The organism is Geodermatophilus sp. Leaf369, from assembly GCF_001424455.1.
In the GTDB taxonomy this organism is placed as follows: domain Bacteria; phylum Actinomycetota; class Actinomycetes; order Mycobacteriales; family Geodermatophilaceae; genus Klenkia.
Map to the genome: position 1 here is coordinate 1,124,313 of NZ_LMQA01000001.1, position 16,782 is coordinate 1,141,094.

Consider the following 16,782-nt stretch of genomic DNA (forward strand, 5'->3'; position numbering starts at 1 on the left):
CAGGGCGGCCAGTCTTGGATCAGGTCACCTGATCCACGCTGGGCCGGGGCGAGCGGGCCAGCTGGCGGGACTGGGCGACCAGGCGGCCGGTCGAGTCCCAGATGCAGTAGTCCTCGTCGATCCAGCCGCCGGCGATCTCGTTGGCGCGGGCCTCGACCAGGCACCAGCCGGGTGCCGGGAGGGCGCGGACGAGGGTCTGCAGCTGGACGGTGGGAGCCCAGCCGAGCTGCCCGATCGCCCAGGAGGTGGGCGGCAGCGCGTCGGTGAAGGCGACCAGGCCGAGCGGGTCGGGCTCGCGGCCGTCGGCGAAGCGCACCCACGCCCGGATCACCGGCTTGGCGGAGAACTCACCCAGTGCCCAGCCGGCGGTGACCGGGTCGAGCCGGGTGTCCACCCGTTCGGACAGCCCGGGCACGGGCATCCCGGGCGGGGCGAGGTGGGCGTGCTCGGCGATGGAGAGGCAGTCCTCCACCGGCGTCGCCGCCGGCATCGGGACGGCGTAGGAGGACTCCCCCGGCACCAGGGTCGCCGTCGTCGTCTGCACCGAGACCGCGGGGCCGGTGGCGTCGGAGAGGACGACGACGGCGTGCTGCAGCGTCCGGCCGGCCGGACCGGCGGTGACGGTGAGCGTCGCGGCCCCGGGGGCGGCGGCGCGCAGGTAGCTGGCCGACAGCGCCACCGGGTGCTCGTGCGGGGACACCTCGACGGCGGCCCGGGCGGCGACGGCGAGCAGGTAGCCGCCGTTGAGCACCCCGCCCCCGACGTCCCACCCCGGGTCCAGGGAGGCGGTGAAGCCGGCGTCGGTGCGGGTCAGCGCGGTGGCGGTCTCGAAGCTCTGCGGCACGGCCGACAGGGTGCCAGTGTGGAGGTCATGGAACAGACCCACCTCGGCCGCAGCGGACTGTCGGTCTCCCGACTCTGCCTGGGCACGATGAACTTCGGTCCCGAGACCTCCGAGCCCGACGCGCACGCGATCATGGACCGTGCCCACGCGGAGGGCGTGAACTTCTTCGACACCGCCAACGTCTACGGCTTCGCCGCCGGCAAGGGCCGCACCGAGGAGATCCTCGGCACCTGGTTCGCCCAGGGCGGCGAGCGCCGGGAGAAGACGGTGCTGGCCACCAAGGTCTACGGCTCCATGACCGACTGGCCCAACGACACCTTCCTGTCCGCCCGCAACCTCGTGCGGGCCTGCGACGCCTCGCTGAAGCGGATGCAGACCGACTGGATCGACCTCTACCAGTTCCACCACGTCGACCTGAGGACCCCGTGGGAGGAGATCTGGCAGGCCTGCGAGACCCTCGTCGCGCAGGGCAAGGTGCTCTACGTCGGGTCGTCCAACCACGCCGGCTGGCAGCTCGCCGCCGCGCAGGAGGCCGCCCGCAACCGGAACTTCACCGGCCTGGTCAGCGAGCAGTCGATCTACAACCTGCTGGTCCGCGACATCGAGCGCGAGGTCGTGCCGGCCGCCGAGCACTACGGCATCGGCATCATCCCGTGGAGCCCGCTGCAGGGCGGGCTGCTCGCCGGGGTGCTGGCCAAGCAGGAGGGCAACCGGCGCACCAGCGAGCGCAACCAGGCCCGGATCGAGGAGGTCCGCCCGCAGCTGCAGCGCTACGAGGACCTGTGCGCCGAGTGGGGCCTGGCCCCGGCCGACGTCGGGATCGCCTGGCTGCTGAGCCGCCCCGCGGTGACCGCGCCGATCATCGGCCCGCGCACGATGGAGCAGTTCGAGTCCTCGCTGTCCGCGGTCGAGATCACCCTGGACGACGCCCAGCTCGCCGCCCTCGACGACGTCTTCCCCGGTCACAAGACCGCCCCGGAGGACTACGCCTGGTGAGTCGCCCAGCTGGTGACCCGCTCGTAGGGGCGGCCCAGCGGTGACCGCCACAGCACGACCTCGCTGACCGCCCAGGCCGGCCCGTGCTCCCCGACCAGCGCGTCGGTGAGCTGCGGGTCGGCCTGCGCCGTCCCCGGCCACCGCCCCAGGGTCAGGTGCGGGACCAACGGCCGGTCCTCCACCGGCACCCCGGCGTGCCGGGCCGCCGCGGCCAGCCGGTCGGCGACGACCGAGAGCGCGTCGACGTCGCCGACCACCCCGGCCCACAGCACGCGCGGACGACGACGCCCGAATCGCCCCGCGCCGTCGAGCTGCAGGGTCATCGGCGGCGCCCCGGCGACCACCGGGCCCAGCGCACCGATCAGCCCGGCGAACCTCGCCCGGGGGACGTCGCCCAGGAAGGCCAGCGTGACGTGGAAGCTCTCCGGGCTCACCCAGCGCGGGGCGCCCGGTGCGTCCCGCACGGCGTCGACGGCACGGGTCAGCGCGGTGACGACCGGTGCCGGCGGGCTGACCGCGACGAAGAGCCGGCCGACGCTCAGCCGCGGGCCCCGGGGTCGCCGAGCACCAGCCCGGCATCGGTCAGCGCGGTGCCCAGCCGGAGCCGCTCCATCTCCCGGGCCTCGCCGGGGACGGTCTGGCGCAGCCGGTGCGGCACGTCGAGGGCCTCGGCGGCCTCGACCAGCAGGTCGTCGTAGGCGGCCTGCAGCCCGGCCCGGTGCGCGGCCGACGCGCCGGTGGACACCAGCGCGAGCTCCCGGCGCAGCCGCCGGAGGTCGGCCGCGACGGCCTGCAGCGCGCGGCGGCGGGGCTCGGCCGGCGGGGTGCGTGACAGCGGCGCCCGGAAGCGCACCGGCCGGCGGCGACGCTCCCGCCGCCACTGCCCGGTGAAGCCGCGCATCGACAGGTCCATCAGCCAGCAGGCCACCAGCACCATGACGACGGTGAGCCCCAGCTGCACCGGCCACGAGCCGGCGACGGTGGTGAACGAGGGCACGTCCGCACGGTAGGCCCCGGTGGGCCGGCCCACAATCAGCGGCGGACGGGCTGCTCGCCAGGCACCTCCCCGTCGGCCTCGTCCGCGAGCCCGGCGGCGAGCGGCGGCAGCGCGTCGACGTGCAGCTGCAGGCTCGGCGGGGTCACGTGCGCCTCGAGCCGCACGTGCCTGCCCCGGGACAGCAGCGCCCCGGCGACGACGGCGGCGACCACCACGACCACGCCGCCGGAGATCAGCCCCCAGGGCGCGCCGAAGGTCTCCGAGACCCAGCCGATCAACGGGGCCCCGACCGGCGTCCCGCCCATGAAGCACATGAAGTAGAGCGCCAGCACCCGCCCGCGCATCTGCGGGTCCACGCCCAGCTGGACGAAGGAGTTGCAGGCCACGCTGAACACCAGCGCCGCCGCCCCGGTGGGCACCAGCAACGCGGCGAAGCTCCAATAGGTCGGCATCAGCCCGCTGACCACCAGCAGCACCCCGAAGCCGCCGGCGGCCAGCAGCAGGAAGCGCTGCAGCGGCCGCGCCTCGCGGCGGGTGGACAGCAGCGCGCCGGACAGCGACCCGACCGCGTAGGCGGTGGACAGCAGCCCGAACGCGCCCGCACCCAGGCCGAAGACCTCGCGGGCCATCAGCGCGATGGTGATCTGGGAGTTGAACCCGAAGGTGCCGACGACGAAGGCCAGCAGCATCGCCAGCTGCAGGTCCGGGTGCGCCCGGGTGTAGGCCAGCGTCGTCCGCAGCTGGCCGCGGGCCCGGGCCACCGGGGTGCTGTGCTGCAGCTCGGCGTCGCGCATCAGCGACAGCGCGACGATCGTCGCCCCGAAGCTGGCCGCGTTGACGAAGAACGCCGGTGCGGTGTTGCCGCCGGCGAACGCGATCAGCCCGCCGGCCACCGCGGGACCGACCAGTCGCGCGCCGTTGAAGACGGTGGAGTTCAGGCTGACCGCGTTCACCAGGTACTCCCGGCCGACCATCTCCGAGACGAAGGCCTGCCGGGACGGGGTGTCCAGCGAGCTGACCACCCCCAGGGCCGCGGCCAGGGCGAACACCTGCCAGAGCTGGATGCCGCCGGTGGCCACCAGCACCGCCAGCACGAGGGCGACCCCGCCCATCAGCGCCTGGGTGACCATCAGCAGCCGGCGCTTGTCGAACCGGTCGGCCAGCACCCCGCCGTAGAAGCTGAAGAGCAGCGTGGGGGCGAACTGCAGCGCGGTCACCACGCCCAGGGCGACGCCGCTGCCGCCGGAGAGCTGGAGCACCAGCCAGTCCTGGCCGATCCGCTGCATCCAGGTGCCGGTCTGGGAGACCAGGTTGGCCGAGACGTAGAGCCGGAAGTTGTGCACCCGCAGCGCGCGGAACATCCCCGCGCGTCGCGCGGGTGGTGCGGTCGGGGTGTCAGGCGTCGTGCGCTCCGCTCAGCCGCTGGCGAGGTCGTCCATGATCCGGGCGGCCTCCCGCAACGTCGCTCGGTCCTCGGCGGACAGCTCGTGCAACCGGCCCGACAGCCACGCCTCGCGGGCCCGGGCCTCCTCGGTCAGCAGCGACTCGGCGGCGGGGGTCAGGTCGATGACCACCTGCCGGCCGTCGGTGGGGTGCGGGGTGCGGGTGACCAGGCCCTTGCCCTCCAGTGCGACGACCACCCGGGTCATCGACGGCGGCTGCACCCGCTCGTGCCCGGCCAGCTCGCCCGGGCTCATCGCCCCGTGCCGCTTCAGGGTCGACAGCGCCGCGAGGTGGGTGAGGGTGACGGAGGTGTCGACCCGCTGGTTGCGCAGCCGGCGGGAGAACCGCATGACCGCCAGTCGCAGGTCGTGGGCCAGCGCCGCGGTGTCCAGCGTCGTCCGAGCCACGGGCGGAGCCTATCTACTTAGGGCGGGTAAGGAAAGCGGGTTCAGAACAGCTGCTGCAGCGGCTCGAGGGCGAAGTACACCAGGAACAGCACCGCGATCACCCACATCAGCAGGTGCACGTCGCGTCGCCGGCCGGTCGCGACCCGCAGCAGCACGTAGCTCAGGACGCCGGCGCCGATGCCGTTGGTGATCGAGTAGGTGAAGGGCATCAGCGTGATGGTGAGGAACGCCGGGATGACCAGCGACAGGTCGCCCCACTCGAGGTCGCGGATCTGGCTGATCAGCAGCGCACCGACGATCACCAGCACCGGGGCGGCTGCCTCCGAGGGCACCACCTGGACCAGCGGGGTGAAGAACACCGCCACCAGGAACAGCACCCCGGTGGCCACGCTGGCCAGGCCCGTGCGGGCGCCGTCGGCGACCCCGGCGGTGCTCTCCACGTAGGTGGTGTTCGAGCTGACGCTCGCCGCCCCGCCGGCCGCGGCGGCCAGGGAGTCGACCAGCAGCACGGGCTGGGAGCGGGGCAGGTTGCGGTCCTCGTCGAGCATGTCGCCCTCGGCACCGACGGCGGTGACCGTGCCGACGGTGTCGAAGAAGTCGGCGATCATGATCGCGAAGACGATGAGCAGCGCGGCGACGACGCCGATCCGGGAGAACCCGCCGAACAGCGACACGTTGCCGACCACCGAGAAGTCGGGCAGCTCGACGATGTTCTCCGGCAGCGTGGGCACCTGCAGCGCCCAGCCGCGCGGGTTGGTGCCGCCGTTGCTCGAGCCGACGTTCGCGATCGCCTCGACGACGATGGCGAAGACCGTGGTGGCCACGATGCCGATCAGCAGACCGCCCCGGACCCTGCGGACGACGAGCACGCTGGTCAGCGCCAGGCCCACGACGAAGGTCAGCAACGGCCAGCCGGCCAGCGACCCGTCGATGCCGAAGCTCAGCGGCACGCTGCCGGACTGCGCGCGGCGGACGAAGCCGGCGTCGACCAGGCCGATGATGGTGAGGAAGAAGCCGATGCCGACCGCGATCGCCGTCTTGAGCTGGCCGGGGATGGCCTCGAAGACCGCCCGGCGGAAGCCGGTGAGCACCAGCACCGTGATCAGCAGGCCCTCCAGCACGACCAGGCCCATGATCTCCGGCCAGGTCAGCTGGGTGGCCGCGTACACCGCGACGATGGCGTTGATGCCCAGGCCCGCGGCCAGCGCGAACGGGTAGCGGCCGACGACGCCCATCAGGATCGTCAGCACCCCGGCGACCAGCGCGGTGACGGCGGCGACCGAGACGAAGGGCAGCGTCGTGCCGTCGATGTCGGCGCCGGACAGGATGATCGGGTTGAGCACCACGATGTAGGCCATCGTGAAGAAGGTGACCAGGCCGCCGCGCAGCTCCCGGGTGACCGTGGAGCGCCGCTCGGTGATCGAGAAGTACCGGTCGAGGCCGTTCTTGGGGCGCACCTTCGGGCCGGTGCCCCGGCGGGTGCTGCCGGCCGGTCGCGCGGCTGCGGCGTCGTCCCCGGCGGGTGTGCTCGTGCTGGGACGCGACTTCTCGGCCATGGTGACCCCCGGGTGCGGCACCGGGTCGACACCCGGCGCGTCGGACGACGAGCGGCGACAGCGTGCCACACCGCGGGGCCGCTCCCCCTACTGTTCGCACCGTGCCCCGCCCGACCCGTCCCTCACCGCCCCCGCTGCGGGTGGACACCGCCCGCGTGGTGCTCGTGGGCATCGCCCTGTGGGTCGTGGCGCTCGTGGTGGTGCTGCTGCTCGGCGACCGGGTCGACCGGGTGTGGACCTGGACCTGCCTGTGCGCGATCGCACTGGCCGTCGGCGGCCTCGGGATCATGCGCTGGCAGGGCCAGCGCTAGACGTCAGAGCTGGTCGTACTGGTTGGTGTCGTAGCGCGAGGACGTGACGATCTCGGCCGGGGGGCCGTCCTGGACCTCCAGGGTGGCCTGGCTGTGCGCGCCGCAGCCGTAGCCGACCGGGACGACGCGGCCGTCGGCCGGGGCGTAGGCGTTCGCACAGACCCCGAGGGCCCCGCGCAGCGAGCCGGCCAGCGGCATCAGGAACCCGCAGCTGCCGCAGGGGCCGGGGGCGTGCCGGGCCATGGACGACGAGGAGCCGAACTCGCCCTCGGTCCAGCGGGTCAGCGCCAGGAGCCGACCCTCGACCGACAGCACCCGCTCGCGGCCGATGCCGAGCTCCTCGGCCACCGCCATCGCGGCGGGGTCGGACGCGGCGTCGTCCTCGGCCAGGTAGGCCGGTACCAGCCGCGGGTCGTCCTCGGTGGAGGGCAGCACGTCGCCGACGGACAGGTCACCGGGGCGCAGCCGCTCGTGCCACGGCACCCAGGCCGGGGCCAGCAGGGCCGAGTCGCCGGGCAGCAGCACGACCTCGTCCACGGTCACCTCGGCGTCACCGGGGACGTGGGCGACCGTGACCGCCCAGTGCCAGCCGACGTAGCCGGGCAGGGCTGCCTCGAAGGTGTGTGTGAGCACCTCGCCCAGCGCGTCCGGGTCGCCCTCGGCCTCGCGGGAGGTGCCCACGTGGTCCCCGACCTCGACCTCGGCGCCGGCCACCTCGACCGCAGCGGCCCGGGCCTCCTCGACGGCGGCGGTCAGCACGTCGAGGGAGGAGGAGGCGGGCACAGGGGTGGGCACGGGCTCGGACACGCACCCCATGGTGCCCCACCAGGGGCCGGGCGGGGGCGGCGAGGTGACCGGGAGCGTCGTCCGGGTGGGGCACCATGGACCGGTGCCGTCCGCCTCCACTCCCCCGCGACGACGGCGGTGGGCCCTGCGGCGCGCCCCGGGGTCCCCGGCGGTCCGGCACGACACCGCCCCGGTCGAGGTGCCCCGCTCCCAGACCCGGCCGATGCCGGTGGCGCCGTCCGCCCGCCCCGGTGACGACTCCCCCACGGTGACCACCCCCGTCGTCGCGCCGCAGACCTGGCGGCCGCCGACGGACCCCGTCGAGGCCACCCAGCCGACCACGGTGCTCGGCGCCCGGCCGCAGAAGGTGACCGTCACCCGGGTCGCCGCCCGCCGCACCAGGCAGCTCACCGGGGCCGCGGTGCGTCGGGTGAACGCCGCCAGCCGGGCCGACGGCGCCGGGGACAGCGGGCTGGCCGGGCTGCTGTGGGTCAACGCCCTGCACATGGCCGGGGACGCGATGATCGCCGTCTCGCTGGCCGGCACGCTGTTCTTCGCGGCCTCCACCGACGCCCAGCGCGGCAACGTGGCGCTCTACCTGCTGGTGACGATGGCGCCGTTCGCGGTGGTCGCACCGGTGATCGGGCCGATGCTGGACCGGTTGCAGCGCGGCCGCCGGTGGGCGCTGGCCGGGAGCCTGGTCGGTCGCGCCGTGCTGGCGGTGGTGATGGCCGCCAACTACGACGGGATCTGGCTCTACCCGGCCGCCCTCGGGGTGCTGGTGCTCTCCAAGGGCCTCAACGTGCTGCGCGCCGCCGTCGTCCCCCGCGTGCTGCCCGAGCAGATGTCGCTGACCTCGGCCAACGCGCGGCTCTCGGTGTTCGGGCTGCTGACCGCCGGGGTGCTCGGCGGCATCGGGGCCGGGATCGCCCGGTACGCCGGGTTCGACTGGCTGCTCTACGCCACCGCCACGGTCTTCGTGATCGCCGGGCTGCTGGCCGTGGCGCTGCCGCACCGGGTCGACGTCGCCCTGCCCGGGCTGCCCGCCGACGTGCTCACCAGCGGGGACGACGCCACCGGCGAGCGCCGCCGCCGGGCGCTGGGCTCCTACGTGGTCACCGCGTTGCGGGCCACCGCGGCGCTGCGCGGGCTGGCCGGGTTCCTCACCATCTTCTCCGCGTTCCTGGTGCAGGCCACCGTCGACGACGCCTGGGACGCCACGCTGGCCCTGGGCGGCATCGCCGCGGCCGCCGGGATCGGCAGCTTCATCGGCACGGCGATCGGCTCCCGGCTGCAGGCCACCAGCCCCGACCGGCTGGTGCTGGTCGCCGCCTCGGTCGCGGCGGTGGTGACGGTGGGCGCCGCGGTGTTCTACAGCCTGCCGATGGCCGGGCTGGTCGCGCTGGTGGCCGCGATCGCCAACGGGCTGGGCAAGGTCGCCCTCGACGCGATCGTCCAGCGCGAGGTGCCGGAGTCGCTGCGGGCCTCGGCGTTCGCCCGGTCGGAGACGCTGCTGCAGCTGGCCTGGGTGTTCGGTGGTGCGCTGGGCATCGCGCTGCCCACGATCGGCTGGCTGGGCTTCACCGTCGCGGCCTCCCTGCTGGTGCTCGCGGTGGGCCTGGTTCTCTGGGGGCAGCTGCGCGGGCAGCGCCCGCCCCGTCCGGCACCCCGGGTCGACCGGGCGCCCGGCGGTCGCGGCCTGCTCCGACGCGGACGTCGGGGCGGCGGCACCGGACGGGTCGACGGGCCCGCGACCCCAGACCAGGAGTGGACACGATGAGGGCACGCGCGCTGCTGCTGGCGACGCTGACCGGTGGGGCGGTCGTGCTGACCGGCTGTGGCGACGACACCCCCGACACCGCACCCACCGCCCGGGTGCAGGCCGGCAACCAGACCGTCGAGGTCCAGCCGACCCAGTACTGCCTGGGCGGGGAGGGCCAGCGCTACCAGGTCACCCCGCCCATCGTGGAGGTGGAGGCCGACAGCACCATCACCCTGCGCGTGGACCCCGCCGTCGCAGAACGGGGCTGGAGCGTGCAGGTCTTCGACGACCAGCTGGAGGAGACGATCGGCACCGTCGACGTCGAGGCCGACACCACGACGTTCACCGGCATCAACAGTTCCGACGTCGTCCCGGCGGCGTTCTACCTGGTGCTCGTCGAGGACTCCGTGGACGACCAGTGCGACGGGTTGTCCGGCGCCTGGCCGATCGGCTTCGTGCGGGCCGGCGGGGACCTCACGGCCCCCGCCGGCTGACCTCAGCCTTCCAGGTCCGAGGCCACCGCGCGGAGCACCGAGGCGATCTTCCCCGCCGAGGCCTTGTCCGGGTGCCGGCCGTGCCGCAGGCCGTTGCCGACGGTGTCCAGCAGCCGGATGAGGTCCTCGATGATCGGGACCAGGTCGTCGGGCTTCTTCCGGGTGGCCGCCACCGCCGAGGGCAGCGGGTCGAGCACCTGCACCTGCAGCGCCTGGTCGCCGCGGCGGCCCTGGACGATGCCGTACTCGACCCGCTGGCCCGGCTTGAGCTCGGTGGTGCCCTCGGGCAGCGAGTCCCGGTGCACGAACACGTCGGGACCCCCGCCCTCCTGGGACAGGAACCCGAACCCCTTCTCCGGGTTGAACCACTTCACCTTGCCGCTGGGCACGCCGGGTCCCTCACTCGCTCTGGGTCGTTGCCGGCCGGGGCCGGACGCAGGACGGCGGCCCGGTTCCGGGCCGCCGTCGTCCCACCGTAGTCGGCGCCGACCCGCCGGGCCCGCGGGTTCTGCGCCCCCCGCCCTACCCTGGCCGCGTGCCCGCGCCCCACCCGGACTACCGGTTCAGCCTGGCCAACGAGCGCACCCTGCTGGCCTGGCTGCGGACCGCTCTCGCGCTGGTCGCCGGCGGGGTCGCGGTGGCCCAGTTCGTGCCCGAGCTCGGTGTCCCGGGAGGCAGCCTGGCAGTGTCGGTGGGGCTCATGGCCGGCGGCCTGCTGACCGCGCTGCTGGGGTACCGCCGATGGTCGCAGGCCGAGGCGGCGATCGCCGCGGACGAGCCGCTGCCGGTGAGCGCGATCGCCGGCTGGGTGACCGGCGCGCTGGCGGCCCTCGTCGTCCTGGTGCTCGTGCTGGTGGTCGTGGAGGCGGTCCGCTGACCGACGTGCGCCGCGCCGGGGAGACCCAGCCGGCCCGCACCGCGCTGGCCTGGCAACGGACCGGGCTGGCCGCGCTGGTGGTGGCCGCGCTGCTGGTGCGGACGGCGGTGGTGCGCGACCAGCCGCTGCTGGCACTGCCCGCCGGGCTCGTCGCCCTGGTCGGGCTCACCCTGCTCGGGGTGCTCGCCCCCCGGCGGGCCCGCAGCGTGCGGCAGGCCGCGGAGACCGCGGGACCCGGTGCCGACCGGACCTCGGTGCGGTGGGCGACCGGTCTGGTCGTCCTCACCGCCGTCGCCGCCTTGGCCGTCGACCTGGCCGGGCGGACCGGGGACGTTACCGGCCGGTAGCTCCCGGGGGCCGCCGGATGCGACGATGCCCGGCATGGCTGTCCGCACCGCTGCGTCCCGCGTCGTGACCACCCTGGCCGCGGCGATCCGCCTGGTCACCTCGGTGGTGGGCGGGCTGATCGTGCTCTACGCGGTGTTCACCCTCTTCGAGGCGAACCCGGCCAACCCGCTGGTGCAGTTCACCGCGGGCGTGCGCGACGACCTGGGGTGGTTCACCGTCGACCTGTTCAACCCCGAGGACCCGAAGATCGCCGAGACGGTGAACGCGCTCATCGCCGCGATCGTGTGGGTCGTCGTGGGCAACCTGCTGTCCAAGGCGATCACCCGCCTCGCCCGCTAGGCGGTCGCGACCTCGGTGAGGCCGAGCTCCTCGCTGGAGACCTGGCGCATCTCGACCTTGCGCACCTTGCCGGTCACCGTCATGGGGAACGCCTCGACGACCTTGACGTAGCGGGGCACCTTGTAGTGCGCGAGCTTGCCGGTGCAGTAGGCCTTCAGCGCCTCGGCGGTCATCGGCTCGGCGCCCGGGCGCAGCTGCACCCAGGCCATCAGCTCCTCGCCGTACTTCTGGTCCGGGACGCCGATGACCTGCACGTCGGTGATGTCGGGGTGGGCGTAGAGGAACTCCTCGATCTCGCGCGGGTACACGTTCTCCCCGCCGCGGATCACCATGTCCTTGATCCGGCCGACGATGTTGACGTAGCCGGCCTCGTCCATCACCGCGAGGTCACCGGTGTGCATCCAGCGGGCGGCGTCGAGCACCTCGGCGGTCTTGGCGGGCTCGTCCCAGTAGCCCAGCATCACCGAGTAGCCGCGGGTGCAGAGCTCACCGGTGGTCCCGCGGGGCACGGTCAGACCGGTCTCGGGGTCGACGACCTTGCTCTCCAGGTGCGGGTGGGTGCGCCCGACCGTGGCGGTGCGGCGGTCGAGGTCGTCGTCCGCGCCGGTCTGGGTGGACACCGGGGACGTCTCGGTCATCCCGTAGGCGATGGTCACCTGCTCCATGTGCATCTCGGCGACCACGCGCTTCATCACCTCGACCGGGCACGGCGAGCCGGCCATGATCCCGGTGCGCAGGCTGGACAGGTCGTAGGAGGCGAAGTCCGGCAGCGCGAGCTCGGCGATGAACATCGTGGGGACGCCGTACAGCGAGGTGCACCCCTCGTCCATGACGGCCTGCAGGGTCAGCGCGGGGTCGAACCCGGGCGCCGGGATGACCATCGTGGAGCCGTGCGAGGTGCAGCCCAGGTTGCCCATCCCCATGCCGAAGCAGTGGTAGTAGGGCACCGGGATGCACACCCGGTCGGCCTCGGTGTAGCTGCAGCCCTCCCCCACGAAGAACCCGTTGTTGAGCAGGTTGTGGTGGGTGAGGGTGGCGCCCTTCGGGAAGCCGGTCGTCCCCGAGGTGTACTGGATGTTGATGGCGTCGTCCGGGGACAGCTCGGCCTCGCGGCGGGCCAGCAGCGACCGGTCGGCGGCCCGGCCGGTGGCCATCAGCTGCTCCCACTCCGGGTCGCCGAGGAAGACGACCTCGCGCAGGTCCGGGCAGTCACCGCGCACGTCGGCGACCATCGCCCGGTAGTCGCTGGTCTTGAACTCCGGGGCCGCGACCAGCACCGAGATGCCGGCCTGCTTCAACACGTAGGACAGCTCGTGGGTGCGGTAGGCCGGGTTGATGTTGACCAGGACGACGCCGAGCTTGGCGGTGCCGTACTGGACGAAGACCCACTCGGCGCAGTTGGGCGCCCAGATGCCGACCCGGTCGCCCTTCTGCACGCCGAGGGCGTCCAGGCCGAGCGCGCAGGCGTCGACGTCGTCGACGAGCTGCGGGTAGCTCCAGCGGCGACCGGTCGCGCACTCGACGAGTGCCTCGTGGTCGCCGACCCGCGCCGCCGTCCGGTCGAGGTTGGCCCCGATGGTGTCGCCGAGCAGGGGCACCGAGGAGGTGCCGCTGCTGTAGGACGGCAGCGCGGGGGCGGTCATGCCTTCTCGCCCGGACGGAGCTGGACGCCGGCGCGGTTGGGCTTGTCGGTCGGGTGGGCGTAGCGCAGCCGGTCGGCGGGCAGCGGGAACGCGTGGTCCTCACCGAACGGCGACAGGGACCCGGTCATCTCGCTGACCAGCTCGGTCAGCGGCGGGCCACCGTCCTCGGACTGGCCCCAGGTGGGCTCCACCAGGTGGGCGTGCTTCTCGTTCTTCTTGGCCACGGTCGCCTCCGGTGCTCGAGCCCGCTCGTGGGTGCGGGCCGCTCGAGGGTCATCTTCCCGTGCATCCCACCCCGGCCGCGACACCCCACGCCACCCCCGCTCAGGGGTGGGGTGCCGGAGGTGGTGCGGACGGCGCCACGGACGAGCCGGAGGTCCCGCTGGAGACCCCCGGGTCAGGCGGTGAGGCTGCGCAGCACCAGCGCGACGACAGCGAACACGAGCAGCCCGGCGGCCGGGCCGTACCCGCCGTCCTTGACGCGCAGGTGGGCGACGACCGCACCCAGGAAGTAGAGGACGACGCCGACCGCGGCGGCGATGCCCAGCGGAGCCCAGGCCAGGCCGACGAGCAGGCCGGCCGCACCGGCGATCTCCAGGGCGGCGAGCACCGGGATCCGCTCGGCCGGCACCCCCACGCCGGTGACCGCCGCCGTGGCGCCGGGGTTCTTGGTCAGCTTGCCGACGGCGGAGGCGAGCAGGGCGAGGGACAGCAGGACGCTGACGGCGACGGTGGCGATGAACACGGGGACTCCCGGGGCAGGTCGGGCGGAGGGGTGACGGGCCTAGGGTCCACTCCTCGTGGGGGTGATCAGCGAAGCCGTGGCGCCGGCGCGGCTGGGTCGCAGCTTCCGCTGGCTGCTGGCGTCGTCGTGGACGTCGAACCTGGGCGACGGGATCGCGCTGGCCGCCGGTCCGCTGCTGGTCGCCGCGCTGACCCGGGACGCGTTCCTGGTGTCGTTGGCCGCGACCGTGCAGTGGCTGCCGCCGATGCTCTTCGGCCTGTTCGCCGGGGCGGTCACCGACCGTGTGGACCGGCGGCTGCTGGTGGTCGCGGTGAACGGGGTGCGGGTCGTCGTCCTGGCAGTGCTGACCGCCGCGCTGGCGACCACCGCGGTGCCGATCGCCGCCGTCCTCGGGGCGCTGTTCCTGCTGGGCACGGCCGAGGTGTTCGCCGACAACGCGACCTCGACCCTGCTGCCCACGCTGGTGGTGCGCGACGACCTCGCGGTCGGCAACGCCCGGGTGCAGACCGGGCTGATCACGATGAACCAGCTGGCCGGTCCGCCGGTGGGCGCGGCGCTGTTCACCGTGGGCGCGGCCTGGGCGTTCGGCGCGACCGCGGTGCTGGTGGCACTGGCTGCGGTTCTGGTCTCGCGCATCTCGCTGCCCGTCACGGGCCGGGACACCGACCGCCCCGCCCGGCTGCGCGCCGACATCGCGGAGGGCGCCCGCTGGGTGCGGCACCACCCCGCCGTCCGGACGCTGGTGATCACGATCTTCGTCTTCAACCTGACCTTCGGCGCGGCCTGGGCGGTGCTGGTCCTCTACGCCACGCAACGGCTGGACCTCGGCGAGATCGGCTACGGCCTGGTGACCACCGTGATCGCCGCCGGCGGCCTGCTGGGGACGACGGCCTACGGCTGGATCACCAAGCGGGTGAGCCTCAGCGACCTGCTGCGCGTCGGGCTGGTCATCGAGACCCTGACCCACCTCGCGCTGGCGCTCACCCGCAGCCCGTGGGTGGCGATGCCGGTGTTCTTCGTCTTCGGCGTGCACGCCTTCGTCTGGGGGACGACCTCGATCACCATCCGGCAGCGCGCCGTGCCGCGACACCTGCAGGGCCGGGTGGGCAGCGTGAACATGGTGGGCACGACCGGTGGGCTGGTCATCGGCTCGCTGCTGGGCGGGGTGCTGGCCCAGCGCTACGGGGTGACCGCGCCGTTCTGGTTCGCGTTCGTGGGGTCGTCGGTGTTCGTCGTCGCCATCTGGCGTCCGCTGCGGCACGTGGCGCACGCCGACGAGAGCTGACTCAGCGCGGTTCCTGCTTGCCCTTCCACGTGGCGGCGTGCGCGTCCGCGGTGCCCGGGGTGGCGCCGCCCTGCACCATCTGGCTCTCCCGCCGGACGGTCTCCCAGCGGTGCGACCGGGCGGAGGACGCCATCCCGGCCGCCGACCGGGGGTTCGCGCCCCGCCGCCGGGCGTCCCGGTCGAACCACCACGAGGTCGCCAGCGCCAGCACCAGGACGCCTGCGACGGACCAGACCAACCACGCCACGGGAGCTCCTCTGCTCGGTGGGCCACCGTACCGAGTCCAGCCGGTCTCGCGCTGTTCGACCGTCGCGCGCCGAGGCACCGATGAGTCCGCCGAGCGGGCGGAGTCTGCTCGACGTGAGCACAACGCAGGCAGGTCTCGGCGCGGTCGTGGTCAACCGGTCGGTCTCGGTGGACGGCTTCATCGCCGGCCCCGGCGACGACATGAGCTGGGCGATCCGGTTCATGCACGAGGACCGGTTCCCGGAGGTGGAGGCACGGACCGGCGCGATGCTGATCGGGCGGCGCACCCACGACGTGAGCTGTGCGATGGCGCCCGAGGACACCGAGTACGACGGCGGCCCGGTCTTCGTGCTCACCCACCGCCCGCCCGAGGGCGCCCACCCCGGCGTCACCTTCCTGACCGGCGCGCTCGCGGACGCCGTCGCCACCGCTCGTGCCGCCGCCGGCGGGAAGGCCCTCGAGGTCCTGGGCGCCGACCTGGCCAGCCAGTGCCTGCAGCAGGGGCTGGTCGACGAGGTGCTCGTCTACGTGCTGCCGGTCCTGCTGGGTGACGGCGTCCGGTTCTCCACCTCGGCGCTGGGCCGGGTCGACCTGGAGCCCGTCGAGGTCCAGACGTCGGGCCCGGTGACGATGCTGCGCTTCCGGGTGCGCCGCTGACCGGTCCTCAGCCACCTGCGTGCGTCCTGAGCCACCGACGTCGGTGGAGGAGGACGCACGCCGGTCGTCGGAGCTGATCGACGCCCGGGAGGGGGTCAGCGGGCGGTGAGGGAGCGTCGGACGGCGTCGGCGGTGGCCGGGTCCAGCGGTGCGTCGGTGGTCTCGAAGGCCACGGTCACCCCCGAGGGGTCGGGGAGGACGTAGGAGAGCAGCGCGGCGCAGGCGTGCGCGGCCTCGGCGGTGGTCAGGTCGTGCGGGGACTGCCAGGCACCGGCGGACGGCGGGAAGAACCGCAGGTGCTCCGGGGGCACGGGCACCTTCCCCGAGGACACGGCGAACCCGTCGCCGAGCCGGGCGACCCCCACGTGCGGGTCGGCGGAGAACACCAGCCAGGCGTCGGAGCCGTGCGTCTCCACGACGACGAGGGCGTCGCGCAGCCGGGCGGCCCAGGTCTGCCACGGCGGGGACAGCTCGGGCAGCTCCAGCGGCGGGCGGGGGCCGCGCCGGAACCAGCTCACGACTTGGCCCCGTACAGGGTGCCCGTGCCGTCGGCGGTGAGCACCCAGCGGCCCGGGGAGACCGGGGCGAAGCGGACCTCCCCGCCGTCCAGGCGCTGCACGGCCCGGGTGCGCCAGGTCGCGGTGGACAGCAGCCGCAGGTCGACGTCCTCGGCGCTGTCGTCGGGGCTGATCCGCATCAGCGCGGGCCCGGCGATCCGCAGCCGGCCGGTGCGCCACCCGGTCTCGCCCAGCGCCCGGGTCCAGGCCCGCACCCGCAGCCACGAGCCGACCCCGGCGACCAGACCGGCCACCCCCAGCAGCACCAGCGCGACGACGAGCAGACCGGCGAACGGGACGCGCTGCCCGCCGTCCTCGGTCACCCGGGTGGTCGCGACGCCCAGCAGCACGGCCAGCACCAGGGCGACCGCGCCGCCGCCGATCCAGCGCAGCGCCCCGGCCCGGGTCGCGGCCAGGTCGGTGCGGGTCTGCGGGTGGTCCAGGGCACTCGGCACGCTCGACGATGCTGCCACCCCGACCGGCACGTAG

General features: G+C 74.2%; 22 protein-coding genes and 1 pseudogene. 9 read left to right on the top strand and 14 right to left on the bottom strand.

The window, feature by feature from the left end; all coding sequences use genetic code 11:
- Positions 1–19: 19 nt before the first annotated feature.
- Positions 20–844 carry a thioesterase family protein gene (locus tag ASG36_RS05570; RefSeq protein ID WP_055760467.1) on the bottom strand — a complete coding sequence of 275 codons (825 nt, stop codon included), beginning with the start codon at positions 842–844 and terminating at the stop codon, positions 20–22.
- Between the two features lie 27 nt (positions 845–871).
- Between ASG36_RS05570 and ASG36_RS05575 the strand changes: the two genes are divergently transcribed.
- Positions 872–1,840, top strand: a complete 969-nt coding sequence (locus tag ASG36_RS05575; RefSeq protein WP_055760468.1) for an aldo/keto reductase — start codon at positions 872–874, stop codon at positions 1,838–1,840.
- On the opposite strand, the gene thpR is transcribed toward ASG36_RS05575, so the two are convergent.
- The 5 genes from thpR to ASG36_RS05600 are packed head-to-tail and all read right to left on the bottom strand — an operon-like array spanning position 1,828 to position 6,243.
- The gene (gene thpR, locus ASG36_RS05580) at positions 1,828–2,382 is read right to left on the bottom strand and encodes an RNA 2',3'-cyclic phosphodiesterase (protein ID WP_082522935.1); all 555 of its coding nucleotides are present in this window, start codon (positions 2,380–2,382) and stop codon (positions 1,828–1,830) included. The two genes, ASG36_RS05575 and thpR, sit on opposite strands and share 13 nt — an antisense overlap.
- Positions 2,379–2,837 (bottom strand): hypothetical protein, encoded by a 459-nt coding sequence (locus ASG36_RS22170; RefSeq protein ID WP_162245169.1) that lies wholly within the window; start codon positions 2,835–2,837, stop codon positions 2,379–2,381. The genes thpR and ASG36_RS22170 overlap by 4 nt, the downstream gene beginning before the upstream one ends.
- Before the next feature lie 35 nt (positions 2,838–2,872).
- Positions 2,873–4,198, bottom strand: coding sequence for an MFS transporter (locus tag ASG36_RS05590; RefSeq protein ID WP_055760474.1), 1,326 nt, complete (start codon positions 4,196–4,198; stop codon positions 2,873–2,875).
- A gap of 54 nt (positions 4,199–4,252) precedes the next feature.
- Positions 4,253–4,687: a MarR family winged helix-turn-helix transcriptional regulator gene (locus tag ASG36_RS05595; protein ID WP_082522801.1), complete on the bottom strand. Its 435-nt coding sequence runs from the start codon at positions 4,685–4,687 to the stop codon at positions 4,253–4,255.
- A 41-nt stretch (positions 4,688–4,728) separates the two neighbouring features.
- Positions 4,729–6,243, bottom strand: a complete 1,515-nt coding sequence (locus ASG36_RS05600; RefSeq protein ID WP_082522936.1) for an NCS2 family permease — start codon at positions 6,241–6,243, stop codon at positions 4,729–4,731.
- A gap of 101 nt (positions 6,244–6,344) precedes the next feature.
- Here ASG36_RS05600 and ASG36_RS05605 point away from each other — a divergent pair, with 101 nt between their 5' ends.
- Entirely contained in the window at positions 6,345–6,554 is a 210-nt protein-coding gene (locus tag ASG36_RS05605; protein ID WP_055760477.1) for a DUF2530 domain-containing protein, read from the top strand.
- Positions 6,555–6,557: 3 nt separating this feature from the next.
- Here ASG36_RS05605 and ASG36_RS05610 read toward each other — a convergent pair whose 3' ends face one another.
- A complete protein-coding gene (locus ASG36_RS05610; RefSeq protein WP_235494612.1) occupies positions 6,558–7,361 on the bottom strand; it encodes a DUF3027 domain-containing protein in 804 nt (267 codons plus the stop codon).
- 82 nt (positions 7,362–7,443) lie between these two features.
- Here ASG36_RS05610 and ASG36_RS05615 point away from each other — a divergent pair, with 82 nt between their 5' ends.
- Both ASG36_RS05615 and ASG36_RS05620 read left to right on the top strand, forming a co-directional pair.
- The gene (locus ASG36_RS05615) at positions 7,444–9,120 is read left to right on the top strand and encodes an MFS transporter (protein WP_235494614.1); all 1,677 of its coding nucleotides are present in this window, start codon (positions 7,444–7,446) and stop codon (positions 9,118–9,120) included.
- A complete protein-coding gene (locus ASG36_RS05620) occupies positions 9,117–9,596 on the top strand; it encodes a DUF2771 family protein (protein ID WP_055760484.1) in 480 nt (159 codons plus the stop codon). The genes ASG36_RS05615 and ASG36_RS05620 overlap by 4 nt, the downstream gene beginning before the upstream one ends.
- 200 nt (positions 9,597–9,796) lie before the next feature.
- Here the strand turns inward: ASG36_RS05620 and ASG36_RS23080 are convergent.
- Positions 9,797–9,985: pseudogene (locus ASG36_RS23080) on the bottom strand (cold-shock protein); the annotation flags it as partial.
- Between the two features lie 146 nt (positions 9,986–10,131).
- Between ASG36_RS23080 and ASG36_RS05630 the strand changes: the two are divergent.
- The 3 genes from ASG36_RS05630 to ASG36_RS05640 are packed head-to-tail and all read left to right on the top strand — an operon-like array spanning position 10,132 to position 11,160.
- A complete protein-coding gene (locus ASG36_RS05630; protein ID WP_055760492.1) occupies positions 10,132–10,473 on the top strand; it encodes a YidH family protein in 342 nt (113 codons plus the stop codon).
- Between the two features lie 5 nt (positions 10,474–10,478).
- Positions 10,479–10,820 (top strand): DUF202 domain-containing protein, encoded by a 342-nt coding sequence (locus ASG36_RS05635; RefSeq protein WP_055760494.1) that lies wholly within the window; start codon positions 10,479–10,481, stop codon positions 10,818–10,820.
- A 34-nt stretch (positions 10,821–10,854) separates the two neighbouring features.
- The gene (locus ASG36_RS05640; RefSeq protein ID WP_055760497.1) at positions 10,855–11,160 is read left to right on the top strand and encodes a hypothetical protein; all 306 of its coding nucleotides are present in this window, start codon (positions 10,855–10,857) and stop codon (positions 11,158–11,160) included.
- Here ASG36_RS05640 and ASG36_RS05645 read toward each other — a convergent pair.
- The 3 genes from ASG36_RS05645 to ASG36_RS05655 all read right to left on the bottom strand — a co-directional run bounded on the left by ASG36_RS05645 (position 11,157) and on the right by ASG36_RS05655 (position 13,548).
- A complete protein-coding gene (locus tag ASG36_RS05645) occupies positions 11,157–12,803 on the bottom strand; it encodes an AMP-binding protein (RefSeq protein WP_055760499.1) in 1,647 nt (548 codons plus the stop codon). The genes ASG36_RS05640 and ASG36_RS05645 overlap by 4 nt on opposite strands.
- Positions 12,800–13,027 (bottom strand): hypothetical protein, encoded by a 228-nt coding sequence (locus tag ASG36_RS05650; protein WP_055760502.1) that lies wholly within the window; start codon positions 13,025–13,027, stop codon positions 12,800–12,802. The genes ASG36_RS05645 and ASG36_RS05650 overlap by 4 nt, the downstream gene beginning before the upstream one ends.
- Positions 13,028–13,200: 173 nt before the next feature.
- Positions 13,201–13,548: a DoxX family protein gene (locus tag ASG36_RS05655; protein ID WP_055760505.1), complete on the bottom strand. Its 348-nt coding sequence runs from the start codon at positions 13,546–13,548 to the stop codon at positions 13,201–13,203.
- A 61-nt stretch (positions 13,549–13,609) separates the two neighbouring features.
- Here ASG36_RS05655 and ASG36_RS05660 point away from each other — a divergent pair, with 61 nt between their 5' ends.
- A complete protein-coding gene (locus tag ASG36_RS05660; RefSeq protein ID WP_235494616.1) occupies positions 13,610–14,833 on the top strand; it encodes an MFS transporter in 1,224 nt (407 codons plus the stop codon).
- 1 nt (position 14,834) lies between these two features.
- Here ASG36_RS05660 and ASG36_RS05665 read toward each other — a convergent pair whose 3' ends face one another.
- Entirely contained in the window at positions 14,835–15,080 is a 246-nt protein-coding gene (locus ASG36_RS05665) for a hypothetical protein (RefSeq protein ID WP_055760511.1), read from the bottom strand.
- A 113-nt stretch (positions 15,081–15,193) separates the two neighbouring features.
- On the opposite strand from ASG36_RS05665, the gene ASG36_RS05670 reads away from it, so the two are divergent.
- Positions 15,194–15,736: a dihydrofolate reductase family protein gene (locus ASG36_RS05670; protein ID WP_200944338.1), complete on the top strand. Its 543-nt coding sequence runs from the start codon at positions 15,194–15,196 to the stop codon at positions 15,734–15,736.
- Positions 15,737–15,831: 95 nt separating this feature from the next.
- On the opposite strand, the gene ASG36_RS05675 is transcribed toward ASG36_RS05670, so the two are convergent.
- Together ASG36_RS05675 and ASG36_RS05680 are read right to left on the bottom strand one after the other, a co-directional pair.
- A complete protein-coding gene (locus tag ASG36_RS05675) occupies positions 15,832–16,254 on the bottom strand; it encodes a hypothetical protein (RefSeq protein WP_055760517.1) in 423 nt (140 codons plus the stop codon).
- Positions 16,251–16,748, bottom strand: a complete 498-nt coding sequence (locus ASG36_RS05680) for a hypothetical protein (protein WP_055762545.1) — start codon at positions 16,746–16,748, stop codon at positions 16,251–16,253. The genes ASG36_RS05675 and ASG36_RS05680 overlap by 4 nt, the downstream gene beginning before the upstream one ends.
- Positions 16,749–16,782: the final 34 nt, after the last annotated feature.

Coding starts and splice junctions, on each gene's coding strand:
- ASG36_RS05590 (WP_055760474.1), bottom strand. CDS start 4,198: ATGTTCCGCGCGCTGCGGGTGCACAACTTCCGGCTCTACGTCTCGGCC.
- ASG36_RS05645 (WP_055760499.1), bottom strand. CDS start 12,803: ATGACCGCCCCCGCGCTGCCGTCCTACAGCAGCGGCACCTCCTCGGTG.
- ASG36_RS05575 (WP_055760468.1), top strand. CDS start 872: ATGGAACAGACCCACCTCGGCCGCAGCGGACTGTCGGTCTCCCGACTC.
- ASG36_RS05620 (WP_055760484.1), top strand. CDS start 9,117: ATGAGGGCACGCGCGCTGCTGCTGGCGACGCTGACCGGTGGGGCGGTC.
- ASG36_RS05600 (WP_082522936.1), bottom strand. CDS start 6,243: ATGGCCGAGAAGTCGCGTCCCAGCACGAGCACACCCGCCGGGGACGAC.
- ASG36_RS05640 (WP_055760497.1), top strand. CDS start 10,855: ATGGCTGTCCGCACCGCTGCGTCCCGCGTCGTGACCACCCTGGCCGCG.